We start from the raw sequence: 18,032 nt of genomic DNA, 5'->3' as shown, positions 1-18,032 counted from the left end.
TAAAAAGTGAAAAATAATGTTACATACTATTTCAACAGCAAATCCGTTAGCTCTAGATCCACAACAAATATCCGCTCAAGATGCCATATTATTTTGGCAAAATGGTGTTGTTCTAGCTATCAAAAACACTCCATTATTAAATGATATTATCAGTAAAACGGCGCATTGTTATATCATCAACAGCGATATTCAAGCTCGTGGGCTAAATGATATTATCGATTCAAGACTTAAAATTATTAATATGCAACAAGTTGTTGAACTAACAGCTAGCTATTTCCCACAGATAAATTGGGAATAACAACAGCACATTAAGCTTACCATTAGCGGTGTTTAAAAACTAAATAATACCCATTTGCCAAACCTAACACCTAGGTTTAATATAAATATTAACTGTAATCTGATTGTATTTAAATTTAATGGCTAATTTATTAACGCTATCGCAAATCAATAATTGTTTAAAAAATGGTGAAGTGATTGCTTACCCAACTGAAGCTGTTTTTGGTCTGGGCTGCGATCCCAATTGCGAATCAGCGGTATTAAAACTATTACAACTAAAACAGCGATCAATAGATAAGGGATTGATTCTAATTGCCAGCCATTACCAACAACTCATACCTTATATAGATGAATCAACTATCACCAACGAACAAAAAAAGTTAGCCCTTACTAATTGGTCTGAGCCCATTACTTGGGTTTTTCCTAAAAATGAAAATACACCATATTTTTTGACCGGTAAATTCGATTCTATTGCTATACGGATCACGAATCATCCTGTCGTTTGTAAACTTTGTGATCTTTATGGCAAACCAATAGTTTCAACTAGTGCTAACATTTCTGCTCATCCTCCTTGTAAAACAGCTATCGAAGTTGCCAAACAGTTTGGTCCAGATTTCCCTATTTTAGATGGTGAAACAGGTCACCGTACACAGCCATCACAAATAAAAGACATTAAAACAGGTCAAATTTTTCGGCAAGGATAACGTTATGCAAAATTTATATATAGGTGTGATGTCCGGTACTAGCATGGATGGAATTGATATAGCTTTAGTGAATATTACCGAAAAAAAAGTTAAATCAATAGTAAGTGCATGCTATCCAATACCTAGCAATTTAAAACAGCATTTACTAACATTGTGTGAAACCAAGCAAACTTCATTACAAAATTTAGGTGAAATAGATCACAAGCTTGGTAAACTTTTTGCCAATAGTATAAATAACTTTTTAGAAAATAATAAGATAGATAAAAAACAAATTAAAGCCATTGGCTGTCATGGGCAAACAATTTATCATGCACCAAATGGTAACAATCCATTTACCCTACAAATTGGCGATGCCAATATTATTGCCGCAAAAACAGGCATTACGACTATTGCTGATTTTCGCCGTAAAGATATGGCTTATGGTGGGCAAGGCGCACCACTCGTTCCAGCTTTCCATAAAGCAGTATTGCAAAATAAACATATAAATCGCGTAATATTAAATATAGGCGGAATAAGTAATATTTCAGTACTCATTCCTAATCATACAGTTATTGGATATGACACAGGCCCAGGTAATGTGTTACTTGACGGTTGGATAAAGCAGCATTTAGGTAAAAACTATGATAAAAATGGGTTATGGGCAAAAACAGGTAAAATAAACCAAGACTTATTAAACCTTTTATATAAAGAAGATTATTTTCAAATACCTGCCCCCAAAAGTACCGGGCGGGAGCTGTTTAACTTACCGTGGCTACATAAAAAATTAGCAGGAACACATTTAAAAGCAGAAGATATTCAAGCAACACTGGTTGAATTTACCGCTTTATCCATTGCCAATGAAATCAATAAATTAAAGATACAAAGCACGTTACCTTGTGAACTTTTAGTTTGCGGTGGGGGAGCGAAAAACCCGCTTATCATGCAAAGACTATCGGCATTATTACCTTCATGGTCAGTATTAACCACAGACACAAAAGGCATAAACGGTGATGATATGGAAGCAATCGCTTTTGCTTGGCTTGCTTATTGTAAAATCAATAATCTTCCCTCCAATATTCCTGAAGTAACTGGCGCAAACCAAGCGGTTTGTTTGGGAGTTATTTATCAATAAACTAAAAAATAGATAAAAGTTAATTAAATCAACCCAAATTTTTGTAATGCTTTTGCTATCCCATCATTATTGTTAGTATCTGTTATATATTCAGCTTTATCTTTTAACGTATCAACAGCATTCCCCATAGCAATAGGGTGATCAACAGTTAAGAACATTTCAAAATCATTCATACCATCACCAAATGCATAAGTTGGCACATCAGAAAATCCCTTAGTTTGAAGCAACTGAGTAATACCATAACCTTTAGATCCTCCATGATTAAAAACATCGACACAGTAAGGTGTATTACGAATAAAAGTTAGCTCAGGAAAAACATCACGATAATGCAATTCACCTTCCTCACACAATAATAACAACATCTGGATAGGTTCTTTTAAATAAATCTGATCATCAACGGGAGGAACGGGTTGCTTAAGGTAATGATAAAACTTCTCAGCCGGTTGGCTATGGGCGGATACACGCATCAATTCATCATTATAAAAGGATAAAGGAATATTCATTTTTTGTTTAGAATATTGATATATTCTTGCTATCACCTCTTTATCAATATCATTTGTAAAAACTTTTTCACCTTTATATAAAACAACCTGCCCATTCATACCAACAATTGAATCAATCTGAGTTCTTTTCATTAAATTAATAACTTCACAAGGTGTTCGGCCTGTTGCTATCATTGGAGTAATATTATTTTGTTTTAATTTTTTTATAGCTTCAATAGAACTAGGTAATATATCAATCTGACTATTAAATAATGTGCCATCTAAATCAAAAAAAACGATAGCTTCAGGTTTTTCATTCATATTACAAATCCAAAATATGTTTAATAAAAGGAATAGTTAATTTCCGTTGTTGTGCAAGCGTTGCAACTTCAAACTTTTCTAACAAAGAAAATAATGTGCGCATATCACGGTTAACACGTTTTAATAAAAATAACCCAACTTCTGTAGATAATTCAAAACCACTTAATTGTGCTCTTAATTGTAAAGCTTTAAGCTTATCATCGTCACTAAGTTCTTTTAATTGATAAACTTGTCCCCAAGATAACCGAGAAACTAAATCAGGTAATATAAAAGAAATTTGTTTAGGAGGTGCACTTGCCGTTATCAGTAATTTACTCACATTTTTTTCAGTCAAACGATTAAATAAATCAAAAATAGCCTCTTCCCAATCTCGATGGCCAGCTATTGCATCAATATCATCTAAACAGACTAAATCATAATTATCTAACCCCTGTAAAATTTCAGGTACTAAATGATAATATTGCTTCAACGGGATATAACTAGCTAATTTGTTTTGGCTTGATGCGTGTAAAAGGTGCGTCCGACCCGCAGCGCTAACCGACCATATATAAAAGATATTAAACCCCTCTTTACCTAATAAGGATTGCAATGAATCAGACAATAATCGATTATCGCCTACATAAAAACTATCAAAAGTTTCATTATTGGGTAACGAAAAAGGTAAAGGCAACTGCGAAAGAGTAATAAAATAACCTCATAATAAAAATACAATTATGTTAAGTATAAATTTGCTTTTACAAAAATCAATCACTTTTGTAGAAAAGAAAAATATCCTGCCCCTTAAATTATTTAATGTGTACTTTAATTGCACAAAAACAGGCTAATCTACTTTTTAATAGATAAACTAAGGCTAAATCAAATCCTCTCTATTTATATAAATATAATTTGCTTATTATAAAATAGTTTAACCATCTTACCCACAAAAAAATGGCTATACTAAATTTATTTTTTAATAATAATTTTCCTCGACAGCAATGAGTGCAAGTGCTAATAATTCGATCATCAGGCTTAACGCATAAAGTTCATAAAGATCTTTTGCAATCACAGCTACCTTACCACCTAATAGAAAAGGACAATCGTCTATTCAACCAAGATAAATTGCACTAGCAATTCCTTTTTCCAATAAGGTAAAACAGGCTCAGTAGGTGATACCACCATATGTGAGCGATTATTTTAGATTAAATGTTATAGAAAAGTTTTATACTAATATGTCTTGATCGCACATTGATCTTTTCAACTGATCCTATTAGATATTTTAAAATAGATCATCGGTATAAGTATAAAATTCAAGCAAACGAACTTATTTTTTTGTGGATAACTCTGTGATAAATTAGGATCACAAGCTGTTATAATCGCATTAATAACTTAAATCAAAAAAACATCTGTGGATAAATTTAGTAGTTATAAACAAGTATACACAAAAAAAGATCCGATCAATTCACAGAATTAGATCACAAATAAGATCTTATAAAATATCTATAAAAACAAGTTATCAACAAAAAGGATCCTATTTAATAATAATAAAAATAAAAGATCATCTAAAAGATCTTATTTAATTTAGATCGCGATCGAAATAGATCATTTGACGTAATCGAAAAGATGAGTAAAATTCCCTACGCTAAATAACTAGATCACAGGATCTAAATTAGCGATCATCTATACACAAATAAATACGAGGCTTTTTTATGTTTTATCCAGATCTTTTTGATGTCATCGTTGTTGGTGGTGGTCATGCAGGAACAGAAGCCGCAATGGCATCAGCGAGAATGGGACGAAAAACACTGCTTTTAACCCATAATATCAATACATTAGGACAAATGTCCTGTAATCCTGCTATTGGCGGCATAGGTAAAGGTCATTTGGTAAAAGAAATTGATGCTATGGGTGGTCTAATGGCACATGCTATTGATCATGCAGGGATCCAATTTAGGATCTTAAACAGTAGTAAAGGACCCGCTGTGCGAGCAACAAGAGCACAAGCAGACAGATCACTGTACCGTAAAGTGATCCGCACTACTCTTGAAAATCAAGAAAATTTAATGCTCTTTCAACAATCTGTTGAAGACGTGATCATTGAAAACAATCAAATAACAGGTGTCAAAACACAAATGGGCATTTCATTTAAAGCTAAAGCTGTTGTTTTAACAACGGGTACTTTTTTAGATGGAAAAATTCATATAGGGCTTGATAATTATAGTGGTGGTCGCACAGGGGATCCAGCATCAATAGGTTTATCAAAATCATTACACCAATATCCTTTTAGAATGGGGCGACTAAAAACAGGTACGCCACCACGAATTGATGCGAGAACAATTGATTTTTCAAAACTAGGCACTCAATATGGTGATGATCCAGTACCCGTATTTTCATTTTTAGGTAATGCAAGTGAGCATCCTAAACAGATCCCTTGTTATATCACAAGTACTAACGAAACAACCCACGAGATCATTCGAAATAGCTTAGATCGTAGCCCTATGTATACCGGGGTTATTGAAGGTGTAGGACCTAGATATTGTCCATCAATTGAAGATAAAATAATGCGCTTTGCTGATCGTAATTCGCATCAGATCTATTTAGAGCCTGAAGGATTAGACAGTAACGAAATCTATCCAAATGGGATCTCAACAAGCTTACCGTTTGATGTACAACTTGCATTTGTACGTAGCATGAAAGGATTAGAAAATGCCAACATTGTAAGACCTGGTTACGCGATCGAATATGATTATTTTGATCCAAGGGATCTTAAGCCAACACTGGAAAGCAAAGTGATCAAAGGGCTATTTTTAGCGGGACAGATCAATGGCACAACGGGCTATGAAGAAGCTGCTGCACAAGGTATGCTTGCTGGCTTAAATGCTGCGCGTTTTGTTTTTGATCAAGATCAATGGTATCCAAGCCGTGATCAAGCTTATTTAGGAGTACTCGTTGATGATCTTTGTACTCTTGGTACCAATGAACCTTACCGCATGTTTACTTCACGTGCTGAATATCGTTTAATGTTACGTGAAGATAATGCTGATATTCGTTTAACAGAAATAGGCCGTAAGCTAGGGATGGTTGATGATTATCGTTGGCAGCGCTTTAATGAAAAATTTGAAGCAATCGAACAAGAAAGAGCGCGTTTACGCGATATTTGGGTACATCCTCATATTGAAACGATTGATGAAGTCAATGCTGTTTTAAGCGCTAATTTAACCAAAGAAGCTAATGGTGAAGAGTTGCTTAAGCGACCAGAAATGAGTTATAACACATTGAAAACGCTTTCTTTATTTTCACCAGGATTATCAGATGCACAAGCTGCAGAACAGGTTGAAATTCAAGTTAAATATGACGGTTATATTAAATTGCAAATTGAAGAAATTGAACGTCAAAAACGCAATGAACAAACACTTATTCCTGAACATATTGATTATGCCGAAATATCTGGATTATCGAATGAAGTTGTGGCTAAATTAAAACAACACAAGCCTGTTTCTATTGGGCAAGCGTCGCGTATTTCTGGTATTACGCCGGCTGCTATTTCAATGTTGTTGGTTTATTTAAAAAAGAAGAATTATGTTAAAAAAGAAACTTATTAATCTGATTGATCAAACGGATCTTTTGATCACGGAATTACAAATAGATCAATTGATCCATTATGTTGAAATGCTCAACAAATGGAATAAGGCTTATAACTTAACGGCGATCCGCGATCCTAATGATATGTTAGTGAAGCATATTATCGATAGCTTAATTGTATCGCCTTATTTAACAGGTAAAAGCTTTATTGATGTAGGAACAGGCCCTGGTTTACCAGGTGTTCCTTTAGCGATTATTAATCCTGAAAAACAATTTGATTTAGTTGATAGCTTAGGTAAGCGTATTCGCTTTTTAAAGCAGGTACAGTTTGAATTAAAATTAACAAACATAAATCCTGTGCAAAGTCGTATTGAAGAGTACACTGAAAAAAAATTTGATGGGGTTATTAGTCGTGCATTTGCCTCTTTGCAAGATATGCTAAGTTGGTGTAAACACCTTCCTAATGAGCGAGGGCTTTTTTATGCATTAAAGGGAAGTGATATTGATTCCATTCCTAATGGTTTTACGCTTAAACAAAATATTAAATTAACTATACCTGAATTAAATGCTGAAAGATGTTTAGTTATTATTAAGTAGCTTTATACTAAAGCATCTACATAATTTTAAACATCTTTACAAGGTTAATTTTTACGTTTTTTTAGGTAGGCTTTTATACCATCAACAATTGCTTTAGATACTTGATTTTGAAAAGCTGCTGTTCTTAATTTCTTTTCTTCAGTAGTATTACTAATAAAAGCAGTTTCTACTAAAACAGACGGGATATCTGGTGCTTTTAGTACCGCAAATCCTGCTTTTTCAAGAGAAGGTTTATGCAGCTTATTAATCTTCTTCATTTGGCTTAAAATAGCATTACCCAGTAAAACCCCATTATTTAAAGTTGTTTTTTGCACTAAATCTAAAATGGTATTGTCCAAATATTTATCGCCACTACGACTTACTCCCCCAATTTGGTCGGCTTCATTTTGGGTTTGTGCCAGATAGCTTGCTGCAGAACTACTTGCCCCACGTGTTGATAATGCAAAAACAGAAGATCCACCAACTGAACGATTAGCAAATGCATCAGCATGGATAGAAATAAAAAGATCTGCATGTAAAGATCGTGCTTTAGCTACTCGTACTTTTAAAGGTATAAACACATCTTCATTACGCGTCATATAAACTTTTATGTTGGGCTCTTTTTTTAGCAAATTGTAAGTGCGACGTGCAATTTGTAAAACAATGTCTTTTTCACGGGTTTTATTATAGCCTATAGCACCGGGATCTTCACCGCCATGCCCTGGATCTAACATAACAACAATTGGCGCGTTTTTCTTTTTATTAGCCGGTGTTTTTATTTCAGATTGTTTTTTATTAAGATTTCCAGATTTATACTCTTCTAACAGAGCAAGTAAAGGATCAGCATCGGAAGTTGAAGCGGGTTTAGATGGATAAAGATCCATCACCAAACGATGCTTAAATTTTGCAATTGGTGATAAAGTAAAAGTATTTGGTTGGACGCCTTGTTTTAATTCGATCAGTATTCTAACCGTTTTTGGGTCACGTTGAACAACACGTATCGATTTAATATAAGGATCGTTTTTTAAAACTTTTGAAGATATATTTTTTAATGTTGTATTTAAATTGACATCACTGATATCAATTGCGATTCTTTCGGGGTTACTCAATAAAAAATGCTTGTATTTTAAACTAATATTGGATTCTAAAGTGATCCTAGTATAAGTAGATGAAGGCCAAACTCGCACAGCAACAATTTGTGCCATTGAAGCAGCAAAGCCTACACGAGTGACAGATAATAAACAAGTCGCAAGAATACCTTTAACTAATAGGCGCTTTGTAGGACTGAATGTTTCTGACATATTTAATCTAAACACTTTATTTTCTATATGAGTTAATCGCGAATAATAACATAAAATATAAAGATATTAAAAAGAATGATTCTTATCTTTATCTGATTTTTTTATAAAATAACCTATCCATTTTTTATGTTATAGCGATATTATTTTTTCCTTTTCTAAGATCAATGTTAGATTTTATCGTTATAAAAAGTTGGTATAGATCTTAAAACGCCATTAAATGCAATTATTCAATTAACAGTTTTTTTTATAATCATCTATATTAATTGAAAATTTTTTACTGTATTTTCAAATCATTTTATAAAAGCTTATATAATGCTTTATTTTGGGTTGCTATGCTTATTTTATTATAGACCCTACATTCACAAAAGATTACAATATGGCTCGCTAAAATCACGGATTTAAACCCGTTTTCATTTTAACAATTAAATATAGCTGAGTTATTGATGAGCAAAAAATTACATATCAAAACTTGGGGCTGCCAAATGAATGAGTATGACTCAACAAAAATGGCTGATCTCCTTGAATCTACCCATGGTTTAACATTAACAGACAATGCCGAAGAAGCGGATATTTTATTACTAAATACCTGCTCTATTCGAGAAAAAGCTCAGGAAAAGGTTTTTCATCAATTAGGTCGTTGGAAAAATCTTAAACAACATAATCCAAATATCATTATTGGTGTTGGTGGTTGTGTTGCCTCGCAAGAAGGTGCACATATTCGTAAACGCGCTCCTTTTGTCGATATTATTTTTGGGCCTCAAACTTTTCACCGTTTACCTGAAATGATTGAACAGATTCGAAGTGGTAATGGTAACCATGTCGTTGATGTCAGCTTTCCTGAAATTGAAAAATTTGATCGCTTGCCAGAGCCTCGTAGCGAAGGACCTACTGCGTTTGTTTCTATTATGGAAGGGTGCAATAAATATTGCACTTATTGCGTCGTACCTTATACTCGCGGTGAAGAAGTTAGCCGACCTTGTGATGATGTCATTTATGAAATTGCACAACTGGCTGAACAAGGGGTGCGTGAAGTCAATTTATTAGGTCAAAATGTTAATGCTTATCGTGGCCCCACATTTGATGGTGATATTTGTTCCTTTGCAGAGCTATTACGGCTAGTTGCCGCTATTGATGGTATTGATCGTATTCGCTTTACAACTAGCCATCCGATCGAATTTACTGATGACATTATTGATGTTTATCGTGACACGCCAGAGCTTGTGAATTTTTTACATTTACCTGTTCAAAGTGGTTCAGATCGCGTATTAAACTTAATGAAACGTACGCATACCGCACTTGAATATAAATCCATTATTCGAAAATTACGTAAAGTGCGCCCAGACATTCAAATTAGTTCTGATTTTATTGTTGGTTTCCCAGGTGAAACACAAGAAGATTTTGAACAAACAATGAAACTCATTGCTGATGTCAATTTTGATTTAAGTTACAGCTTTGTTTATTCAGCTCGCCCTGGTACACCCGCTGCTGAAATGGAAGATAATGTTTCGGAAGAAGAGAAAAAGCAACGCCTTTACATTCTTCAAGAACGAATCAACCAACAAGCTATGCAATTTAGTCGTCGTATGTTAAATACGGTTCAGCGTATTTTAGTTGAAGGTCCATCCAAAAAAGACCTTATGGAATTAACGGGTCGAACGGAAAATAATCGAATTGTGAATTTTGAAGGTTGTCCTGATATGATTGGTAAGTTTGTTGACGTTGAAATTACTGATGTTTATCCAAATTCGCTACGTGGTAGAGTTGTTCGTACTGAAGATGAAATGGATTTACGTGTTAGTGAATCACCAATGTCAGTTATTTCACGCACTCGTAAAGAAAACGAGTTAGGGGTCGGTATCTATCAACCTTAAAGTAGTAATCATTAAGCCACAATGTGAGTGGCTTTTCATATTTTTTATAAAATAATAAAGATAATAAAATAACTTACGGATGAATTTAAAGGAAAAGAAAATAATATGTTTATAATATTTGGAACTCGCGGAAGAGAAGTTAACGAACATAGTGGACAATTTAATTGCCCAAATTGCTGTTCGCAACAAAACACCACTACCGATGAAAAAAAACAAAAATATACACAAATAAAAGTGGCAAAATATTTTACGCTATTTTTTATTCCTATTTTTAGTTACGAAACATTAGGACGTTATATAAAGTGTAATGAGTGCAATAGTGATTACAACGAAAACGTACTGGAATATGTGCCACCAACATTTGAAGAACAAGTTGCATCATATGTTGAACAAGAGTTAAAAAGTGGAACACCTATTTCAATGCTGATCAATAAACTAAAAGCACAGGGTCTTGATCAAGATCAATCCCAACGTGCTGTTGATCATGTTGTTTCTGGTAATATTGTGACATGTCATCATTGTAATATGGACTTTTTAACAGGTGTTGAAAAGTGTTCTTTATGTGAAGGATACATTAAAAGTTAGTTTTAATTATTAGTTTTAATTATTAGTTTTAATTATTTGAGGGCTTACATTTGAATATCATAACACATGAAACTATGCTTGACCCCGCTGATAATCAGCGACTTAATAGCCTTTGTGGTCCTTATAATGACAATATTAAGCAGCTAGAGCGTCGACTTGGTGTTGAGATTAATCATCGTGGTAATTTATTTTCCATAACTGGCGATCGGATTTGTGTCAAAGCAGCCAATGATATTTTACAATCTCTTTATAAGCAAACTAAAGCCAAAGATAAAATCATTGATATCGAGCCAGAACACATCCATCTAGCAATTAAAGAGTCTGGTGCGCTAGAAAAGGCAAGTGAGCATTTGCCTGCTTATATTGATCATCAAGGCGGCAAGTTGGTAATGATAAAAACTAAGCGAGGCATCATTAAACCAAGAACGGCAAATCAAGCACAATATATTGCCCATGTTTTAGATTATGATATCTCGTTTGGTATAGGGCCTGCTGGTACAGGTAAAACCTATTTAGCGGTAGCTGCAGCGGTTGATGCGCTTGAAAAGCAACAAATCCGTCGCATTGTATTGACTAGGCCTGCGGTTGAAGCAGGTGAAAAATTAGGTTTTTTGCCTGGCGACTTAAGCCAAAAAGTCGATCCTTATTTGCGCCCACTTTATGATGCGTTATTCGAAATGCTCGGATTTGAAAAAGTTGAAAAGCTAATTGAAAAAAGTGTGATTGAAGTTGCACCACTTGCCTATATGCGAGGGCGAACTCTTAATGATGCTTTTATTATTCTTGATGAAAGCCAAAATACCACCATTGAACAAATGAAGATGTTTTTAACTCGCATAGGTTTTAATTCTAAAGCGGTAATAACAGGCGATATTACCCAAATTGATTTACCACGCCATCAAAAATCGGGTTTACGACATGCTATTGAAGTATTGAGTCAAGTTGATGAAATTAGTTTTAATTTTTTCAATAGTGAAGATGTAGTCCGTCATCCAGTGGTTGCCAGAATTGTTAATGCTTATGAAAAATGGGAAGAACAACAACAGAATATTAAACAGCAACATACGGAAAGTAGTATATAAAGGAGTCTTATTATTCCTATTTCACGTAAAAAAGAAAAAACGGTAATTCGAGATCATTCTGCCGAAGCAAATTTATTTCTTCGTAGGGCGCTATTTGCATTTGTTACGATTATTTTAATGGTCATTATTTTGCTTGGTAATTTAGCCGATTTGCAAATTGCTAATTTTAGTTATTACAGTACAAAATCCAATAATAATCGAATTGAAATTATACCTATCCCACCTAGTCGTGGCATGATTTATGACCGTAATGGTACACCTTTGGCAATTAATAACATCACATATCAGCTTAATATCATTCCTGATAAAACAAAAAACCTTAATGAACAATTCAATGAATTAAAAAAAATTGTTGGCTTGACTGATGAAGATATTGAGATGTTTCAAAAAGAACGACGCAATTATAAAGCTCATCGCCCTGTACCGCTAAAAGAAAATTTGACCAAAAAACAAATAGCGCGTTTTGTTGTGGATCAACATCGCTTTCCATTTGTTTCTATTGTGGGGATACAGCATCGTTATTACCCTTATGGTGCATCACTGACTCATATTCTTGGCTATATTTCTAAAATTAATAGCCAAGATAAACAGCGCTTAGATGATGAAAATAAGTCCAGCGATTATGTCGCTACGTTTAATATTGGTAAAATGGGGATAGAAAGGTATTATGAAGACGTATTACACGGAACCCCAGGTTATGAAAAGGTTGAAGTTAATAGTCGAGGCCGTATTGTTCGTCAAATAAACAAACATCCACCACAAGCTGGTGAGGACATCTATTTATCTATTAACCTTAAATTACAGCTTTATATAGAGCAATTATTGGCAGGGCGTAAAGCCGCCGTGGTCGCTATGGATCCTAATAATGGTGAGATTTTAGCTTTAGTTTCTAGTCCAAGTTATGATTCCAATCTATTTGTTGGCGGTATATCGAGTGTAAAATATAGCGAATTACTCAAAGATCCTAGTAAACCACTATTTAATCGTGTGTTACTCGGCGCTTATCCACCAGCTTCGACAGTTAAACCTTTTATTTCTATTGCCGCTTTGAGTGAAGGGGTTATCACGCCAAAAACTGTGGTTGATGATCCTGGTTGGTGGCAATTACCTGGTACTGAGCGACGTTATCGAGATTGGCTTAAATGGGGGCATGGTCGGGTTGATGTATTAAAGGCCATTGAAGAATCGGTTGATACTTACTTTTATAAAGTTGCTTATGATATGGGTATCGATCGCTTAAACTTATGGATGGCTAAGTTCGGTTATGGTAAACGCACCGGTATTGATATTTCACCAAACGAAGAAACCCGTGCCGTTATGCCGAGCCGTGAATGGAAAATAAAGCGTCATAAAAAATCTTGGTTACAAGGTGATACCATTCCTGTCGGTATTGGTCAAGGTTATTGGACTGCAACCCCAATGCAAATGGTTAAAGCGCTAACGACTTTAATTAATAATGGTAAAACCTATACACCGCATTTTTTATTATATAAAAAGAGCGATATTTTAAACGCTAATAAACGGCAACCAGAGATTAATTCAGATAATTATATTGAAACAAATAGTTTAGGTGATATTAACCCAGCTTATTGGGCACTTGCTAAGGAAGGTATGCACCGAGTGATGTTTGGATCAAGAGGAACGGCACGTAAGATTTATGCTGATGCAAAATATCAGGCTGCAGGTAAATCAGGTACTGCGCAAGTTTATGGCTTGAAGCAAGATGAAGTCTATAATGCTCATAAGATCCCAGAGCATTTACGTGATCATGCATTATTTATTGCTTATGCCCCTTATGATAAACCCAAAATAGCGCTAGCGATTGTATTAGAAAATGGTGGCGGCGGTAGCTCGAACGGTGGCGCTGTTGCTCGTAAAATCTTAGATTTTTACCTTCTAGGTAATAATTCAACACAGCTAGATGAGCCATCACCCAATGACGGAACTGAAGATTAATGATGAATAATAGCAAAAAATCTTTTTGGCAAAAGATACACATCGATCCCTTATTTTTTTTATTTATTACGCTATTACTTGGCTATAGCCTCTATATTCTTTGGAGTGCATCGGGTCAAAATATCGATATGATGCAAAAACGAGTCATTCAAATATTGCTCGGTTTTGCTGTAATGATTATTTTAGCTCAGTTTTCACCTAGGGCTTATGAAAAATGGGCGCTGTATCTATATATTGTTTGTATTATCATACTATTACTAGTTGATATTTTTGGTTACACCAGTAAAGGCGCACAGCGTTGGTTGGATTTAGGTATTTTACGATTTCAACCTTCAGAAATAGCCAAAATAGCCGTGCCATTAATGGTAGCAAAATTTATTCACCGAGATGGGTGTCCACCACCATTAAAAACCACATTACAAACACTTGCTATCATTGGTGTGCCAGCATTACTTGTTGCGATGCAACCTGACTTAGGTACAGCAATATTAATTGTTATGTCAGGTATTTTTATTATATTTTTAGCGGGTATGAATTGGCGTTACATTCTTGTTGCATTAATTTTAATCGCTGTCTTTTTACCGATTATGTGGTTCTTTTTAATGCATGATTACCAGCAAAAACGCGTATTAATGTTGATTAATCCCGAACTTGATCCTAGCGGAGCAGGTTATCATATCATTCAATCTAAAATAGCAATTGGATCGGGCGGTCTATGGGGTAAAGGCTGGTTACAAGGAACACAATCGCAACTTGAATTTTTACCTGAGCGACATACCGATTTCATCTTCTCCGTTATTGCCGAAGAGTTTGGTTTTGTCGGCTCTATTGTTTTGCTTATTCTCTTTTTATGTTTAATTGTACGAGGGCTTATTATTGCTGCTCAGGCACAAACCACCTTTGGTCGAATACTTTCTGGTGGGCTAATTTTAGTCTTTTTTATTTATGTGTTTATTAATATTGGTATGGTCAGTGGAATCTTACCAGTAGTTGGTGTACCATTACCGCTAATAAGTTATGGTGGCTCTTCTTTAGTCGTATTAATGGCAAGTTTTGGCATTATGATGTCTATTCACACACATCGATATATGTTATCTAAAAATATTTAACGGAACCCAAATAAATGAAAAAGAAATTTAAATTATCTTTTGCGTTATTCGCGCTTGCTGTTTGCTCATCAGCAAATGCTGAAATGGCTTTTCCTATTCCAGCTATCCCCAAGTTGGATGCAGAATCTTATATTTTGATCGATGCTAAATCAGGCGAAATACTGGCACAATATAATGCCGAGGAACAACGTGACCCAGCAAGTTTAACTAAAATGATGACCAGTTACGTGGTGGGGCAAGCACTACAATCAGGGCGTATTAAAAATGATGACATGGTTGTGGTCAGTAAAGATGCATGGGCAACAGGCAACCCTATTTTAAAAGGATCATCATTGATGTTTTTAGAAGTCGGTAAAACGGTATCGGTTTCTGATCTTAATAAAGGCATTATTATCCCATCGGGTAACGACGCTTGTATTGCTATGGCAGAACACGTTGCGGGGAGCCAAGGCGCTTTTGTTAACCTAATGAATGATTATGCTAAAAGACTTGGATTAGATCATACTCACTTTGAAACAGTGCATGGGCTTGATGCGCCAGGGCAATACACAACAGCTAAAGACATGGCTTTTTTAGGGCAAGCTTTAATTCGTGATTTACCTGAAGAATATTCCATTTACAAAGAAAAAGAATTTACTTATACATTATCTAAACCACAACTTAATCGAAATGGGCTACTTTGGGATACTACACTGAATGTAGACGGAATTAAAACAGGCCATACCAATGCCGCGGGGTATAACTTAGTTGCTTCTGCTGTGGATGGTAATACTCGTTTAATTTCAGCCGTATTAGGTGGCCGTACTTATAAAGGTCGTGAAGAAGAAAGTAAAAAATTATTAGTATGGGGATTCCGCTTTTTTGAAACAGCAAATCCTATAAAAGCAGGTGCGCCATTAGCAACTGAAACTATTTGGTATGGTGATGAAAATAAAATTCAATTAGGTGCAATTAATGGTGCCTTTATCACAGTGCCAAAAGGCCGTTCAGCAGATGTACAAGTTGAATATAAAATTGATGATTATATTTATGCACCAATAGCTAAGGGTGCAACAGTGGGCAAAATGCAATTTTTACTTGACGGTAAAGTTATTAACGAACAGCCACTTGTTGCTTTACAAAATGTTGAAGAAACAGGCTTTTTTGGTAGTGTATGGGATTGGATAACGCTACAATGCTATAGATTATTCCACTAGTTTTTATTCAAGTTTTGCTATCATCGCTCTGCGTTCTGTAAGTAATTGCTTACAGAACAACCTATCCTCCTTCAAAAATAATATAGTCTAATATAAAAAATAACTGCTCAAAAACTGTCAGATAAATATTGATTTTATTTAAGTTTTCATCATTACTTTTTATTTTAATATTTGCTTATTAAATAAACAATGCAAACTTAATAAAACTAACCAACATATTATAATGAATGATAATGGTAAGAAAACATCTAGTTATTTACACTTACATGATTATAAAGTTTTTTATTTTATTAACTTATTTTTAAATTTCTTATATTTGATAACTAGTTATAAATAAAAGAGATATCTTCTTTATTAATAATTACTGAATTTCTGTTAAAAATATTCAGGAATCTATACCGTTTCAGCATGAAATTATTTTAAATTTAAGGGATTAATCAATTATTTTTCACAAAGCATCGAATGGCTTAAATCCCTTATTTAGCTAAAACGTTAAACGGTTATCACTGACTGATTTAACTAATATAAACAATTAATATTAAACACTATTTATTTAACAATTTAAAAAAAAGATTAAATTTTACACTAAAACAGTGTATGCTTTTTAGCTAAACCGTCTGTTTTTTGCGCTCAGCCATGCTGAGTATAATGAGTATAAAATGAAATAATAACTAAAATAAAAACAAACGAGATAAATTATGAGGAATAATAGGAGAGCAAAACATGTCGAATGAACTTAATCGCCTTTTGGGGCAACTCGGTGGCGAGTTTAGCCATTTAATGGCCGGTTTAGGGGGCGTTAGTCACAACCGCTATACCTTAACCGTTGACGGGCTGACCGCACCAATTTCAGTTTTGCATGTTGACGGTAATGAGCAGTTAAACCAACCTTGGCGTTATGTGATTACCTTTACCAGCCCTGACAAAACCTTATCGCCCGATGCGTTCCTTAATCAAAAATCGACTTTCTTCTTTAATCCTGTTATTAACAAGCCATTAACTTCCGCTATTCGTTCGTTAAGCGACTTGCCCGCCGTGACGAATAAACGCACCTTGCATGGGGTTATCACTGAATTTAGCCAGCTATCAGTCAATAAAGATGAAGCTCATTACCAAGTCGTGTTATCTTCCCGATTAGCTCGCTTAGCGATAGGGAAAAATAGTGCTATATTTCAAAATCAAAGCGTGGTCAGTGTGGTTGAAGAAGTGCTACGCAGTCACGGCTTTACCGGCATTGATTACCGGTTAGCGCTCAAAGACAGTTATCCTGAACGGGAGTTTATCACCCAGTGGCAAGAAAGTGACCTGGAATTTATTCAACGCTTATTGGCCGATGTCGGTATCTGGTTCCGCTTTGAAACCCACGCCGAGCATGACTGTGATGTGATGGTGTTAAGTGATTATGAACAAGGCTATGCACAGGTGGCCAATATCGACTATAAACCGCCGAGTGGTATGGCCGATACGGGCATAGAAAGTGTTTGGGATATCACCTTACATAGCGAAGTGGTACCCGCCTCAGTGACCGTTCAAGACTATAACTACCGTGATGCCAAAGCCGATTTACTCACCGATATCAACACCCAACCGAAAACCTCCACCACGCAAGGCACTGATTACCGTTACGAAGAGCATTATAAAAGCGGACAAGGTCAGCAGAGTAAGCCAAATGATAAAGCCGCTAACTCCAACCAACCACAAACCGCTAACCCGTCACCGCAAGATGACGGTATTGAACAAGATAACACCATTGAAAGCGGTCAGTGGTATGCCAAAATCCGCCATGAGCAGGCGATTAGCCAGCAAATTATCATTAAAGGTAAGAGTAATCGCTATAACCTTGCCCCCGGTCAATGGATTAATATCAACGGCAGTCCGCTAACGAATATTAATGACGGTATCCT

General features: G+C 35.1%; 15 protein-coding genes. 12 read left to right on the top strand and 3 right to left on the bottom strand.

Going from position 1 to position 18,032, the window contains the following annotated elements:
- Window positions 1-16 precede the first annotated feature (16 nt).
- The 3 genes from tusB to A9G47_RS13125 all read left to right on the top strand — a co-directional run bounded on the left by tusB (window position 17) and on the right by A9G47_RS13125 (window position 2,091).
- Window positions 17-298: a sulfurtransferase complex subunit TusB gene (gene tusB, locus A9G47_RS13135; protein ID WP_065567295.1), complete on the top strand. Its 282-nt coding sequence runs from the start codon at window positions 17-19 to the stop codon at window positions 296-298.
- A 118-nt stretch (window positions 299-416) separates the two neighbouring features.
- A complete protein-coding gene (locus A9G47_RS13130) occupies window positions 417-980 on the top strand; it encodes a Sua5/YciO/YrdC/YwlC family protein (RefSeq protein WP_065567308.1) in 564 nt (187 codons plus the stop codon).
- 4 nt (window positions 981-984) lie between these two features.
- Window positions 985-2,091, top strand: coding sequence for an anhydro-N-acetylmuramic acid kinase (locus tag A9G47_RS13125; RefSeq protein ID WP_065643095.1), 1,107 nt, complete (start codon window positions 985-987; stop codon window positions 2,089-2,091).
- Between the two features lie 23 nt (window positions 2,092-2,114).
- On the opposite strand, the gene A9G47_RS13120 is transcribed toward A9G47_RS13125, so the two are convergent.
- Entirely contained in the window at window positions 2,115-2,894 is a 780-nt protein-coding gene (locus tag A9G47_RS13120; protein WP_065567297.1) for a Cof-type HAD-IIB family hydrolase, read from the bottom strand.
- 1 nt (window position 2,895) lies between these two features.
- Window positions 2,896-3,579 (bottom strand): DnaA inactivator Hda, encoded by a 684-nt coding sequence (gene hda, locus A9G47_RS13115; protein ID WP_065580053.1) that lies wholly within the window; start codon window positions 3,577-3,579, stop codon window positions 2,896-2,898.
- A 1,000-nt stretch (window positions 3,580-4,579) separates the two neighbouring features.
- Here hda and mnmG point away from each other — a divergent pair.
- On the top strand, window positions 4,580-6,472 hold the full coding sequence (gene mnmG, locus A9G47_RS13110; protein ID WP_065643094.1) for a tRNA uridine-5-carboxymethylaminomethyl(34) synthesis enzyme MnmG: 1,893 nt from the start codon (window positions 4,580-4,582) through the stop codon (window positions 6,470-6,472).
- Window positions 6,450-7,049 (top strand): 16S rRNA (guanine(527)-N(7))-methyltransferase RsmG, encoded by a 600-nt coding sequence (gene rsmG / locus A9G47_RS13105; protein WP_065567300.1) that lies wholly within the window; start codon window positions 6,450-6,452, stop codon window positions 7,047-7,049. Before mnmG ends, rsmG begins: the two co-directional genes overlap by 23 nt.
- A 44-nt stretch (window positions 7,050-7,093) precedes the next feature.
- On the opposite strand, the gene A9G47_RS13100 is transcribed toward rsmG, so the two are convergent.
- Complete coding sequence (locus A9G47_RS13100) at window positions 7,094-8,329, bottom strand: N-acetylmuramoyl-L-alanine amidase (protein ID WP_065580051.1); 1,236 nt, start codon at window positions 8,327-8,329, stop codon at window positions 7,094-7,096.
- 443 nt (window positions 8,330-8,772) lie between these two features.
- Between A9G47_RS13100 and miaB the strand changes: the two genes are divergently transcribed.
- The 7 genes from miaB to A9G47_RS13065 all read left to right on the top strand — a co-directional run.
- Entirely contained in the window at window positions 8,773-10,200 is a 1,428-nt protein-coding gene (gene miaB, locus A9G47_RS13095) for a tRNA (N6-isopentenyl adenosine(37)-C2)-methylthiotransferase MiaB (RefSeq protein ID WP_065567302.1), read from the top strand.
- A gap of 105 nt (window positions 10,201-10,305) precedes the next feature.
- Window positions 10,306-10,785: a zinc-ribbon domain-containing protein gene (locus A9G47_RS13090; protein ID WP_065567303.1), complete on the top strand. Its 480-nt coding sequence runs from the start codon at window positions 10,306-10,308 to the stop codon at window positions 10,783-10,785.
- Between the two features lie 50 nt (window positions 10,786-10,835).
- Window positions 10,836-11,867 (top strand): PhoH family protein, encoded by a 1,032-nt coding sequence (locus A9G47_RS13085; RefSeq protein WP_065643093.1) that lies wholly within the window; start codon window positions 10,836-10,838, stop codon window positions 11,865-11,867.
- 18 nt (window positions 11,868-11,885) lie between these two features.
- Window positions 11,886-13,823: a penicillin-binding protein 2 gene (gene mrdA, locus A9G47_RS13080; RefSeq protein ID WP_065567305.1), complete on the top strand. Its 1,938-nt coding sequence runs from the start codon at window positions 11,886-11,888 to the stop codon at window positions 13,821-13,823.
- 2 nt (window positions 13,824-13,825) lie between these two features.
- On the top strand, window positions 13,826-14,932 hold the full coding sequence (gene mrdB / locus A9G47_RS13075) for a peptidoglycan glycosyltransferase MrdB (RefSeq protein ID WP_081302107.1): 1,107 nt from the start codon (window positions 13,826-13,828) through the stop codon (window positions 14,930-14,932).
- 14 nt (window positions 14,933-14,946) lie between these two features.
- A complete protein-coding gene (locus A9G47_RS13070) occupies window positions 14,947-16,128 on the top strand; it encodes a serine hydrolase (RefSeq protein WP_065567307.1) in 1,182 nt (393 codons plus the stop codon).
- A 723-nt stretch (window positions 16,129-16,851) separates the two neighbouring features.
- Window positions 16,852-18,032: type VI secretion system Vgr family protein (locus A9G47_RS13065; protein ID WP_141674875.1), on the top strand; the 1,181-nt coding region annotated here is incomplete at its 3' end.

Source organism: Gilliamella sp. WF3-4, assembly GCF_001690275.1.
GTDB lineage: Bacteria > Pseudomonadota > Gammaproteobacteria > Enterobacterales > Orbaceae > Gilliamella > Gilliamella apicola_C.
This window is presented reverse-complemented; position numbering and strand designations above follow the sequence as displayed.

What these genes read in the sequence shown, in the direction of transcription:
- mrdB (WP_081302107.1), top strand. Translation starts at nt 13,826, where the DNA reads ATGAATAATAGCAAAAAATCTTTTTGGCAAAAGATACACATCGATCCC.
- A9G47_RS13120 (WP_065567297.1), bottom strand. Translation starts at nt 2,894, where the DNA reads ATGAATGAAAAACCTGAAGCTATCGTTTTTTTTGATTTAGATGGCACA.
- miaB (WP_065567302.1), top strand. Translation starts at nt 8,773, where the DNA reads ATGAGCAAAAAATTACATATCAAAACTTGGGGCTGCCAAATGAATGAG.
- A9G47_RS13125 (WP_065643095.1), top strand. Translation starts at nt 985, where the DNA reads ATGCAAAATTTATATATAGGTGTGATGTCCGGTACTAGCATGGATGGA.
- A9G47_RS13130 (WP_065567308.1), top strand. Translation starts at nt 417, where the DNA reads ATGGCTAATTTATTAACGCTATCGCAAATCAATAATTGTTTAAAAAAT.
- rsmG (WP_065567300.1), top strand. Translation starts at nt 6,450, where the DNA reads ATGTTAAAAAAGAAACTTATTAATCTGATTGATCAAACGGATCTTTTG.
- mnmG (WP_065643094.1), top strand. Translation starts at nt 4,580, where the DNA reads ATGTTTTATCCAGATCTTTTTGATGTCATCGTTGTTGGTGGTGGTCAT.
- A9G47_RS13090 (WP_065567303.1), top strand. Translation starts at nt 10,306, where the DNA reads ATGTTTATAATATTTGGAACTCGCGGAAGAGAAGTTAACGAACATAGT.
- tusB (WP_065567295.1), top strand. Translation starts at nt 17, where the DNA reads ATGTTACATACTATTTCAACAGCAAATCCGTTAGCTCTAGATCCACAA.
- A9G47_RS13070 (WP_065567307.1), top strand. Translation starts at nt 14,947, where the DNA reads ATGAAAAAGAAATTTAAATTATCTTTTGCGTTATTCGCGCTTGCTGTT.
- A9G47_RS13100 (WP_065580051.1), bottom strand. Translation starts at nt 8,329, where the DNA reads ATGTCAGAAACATTCAGTCCTACAAAGCGCCTATTAGTTAAAGGTATT.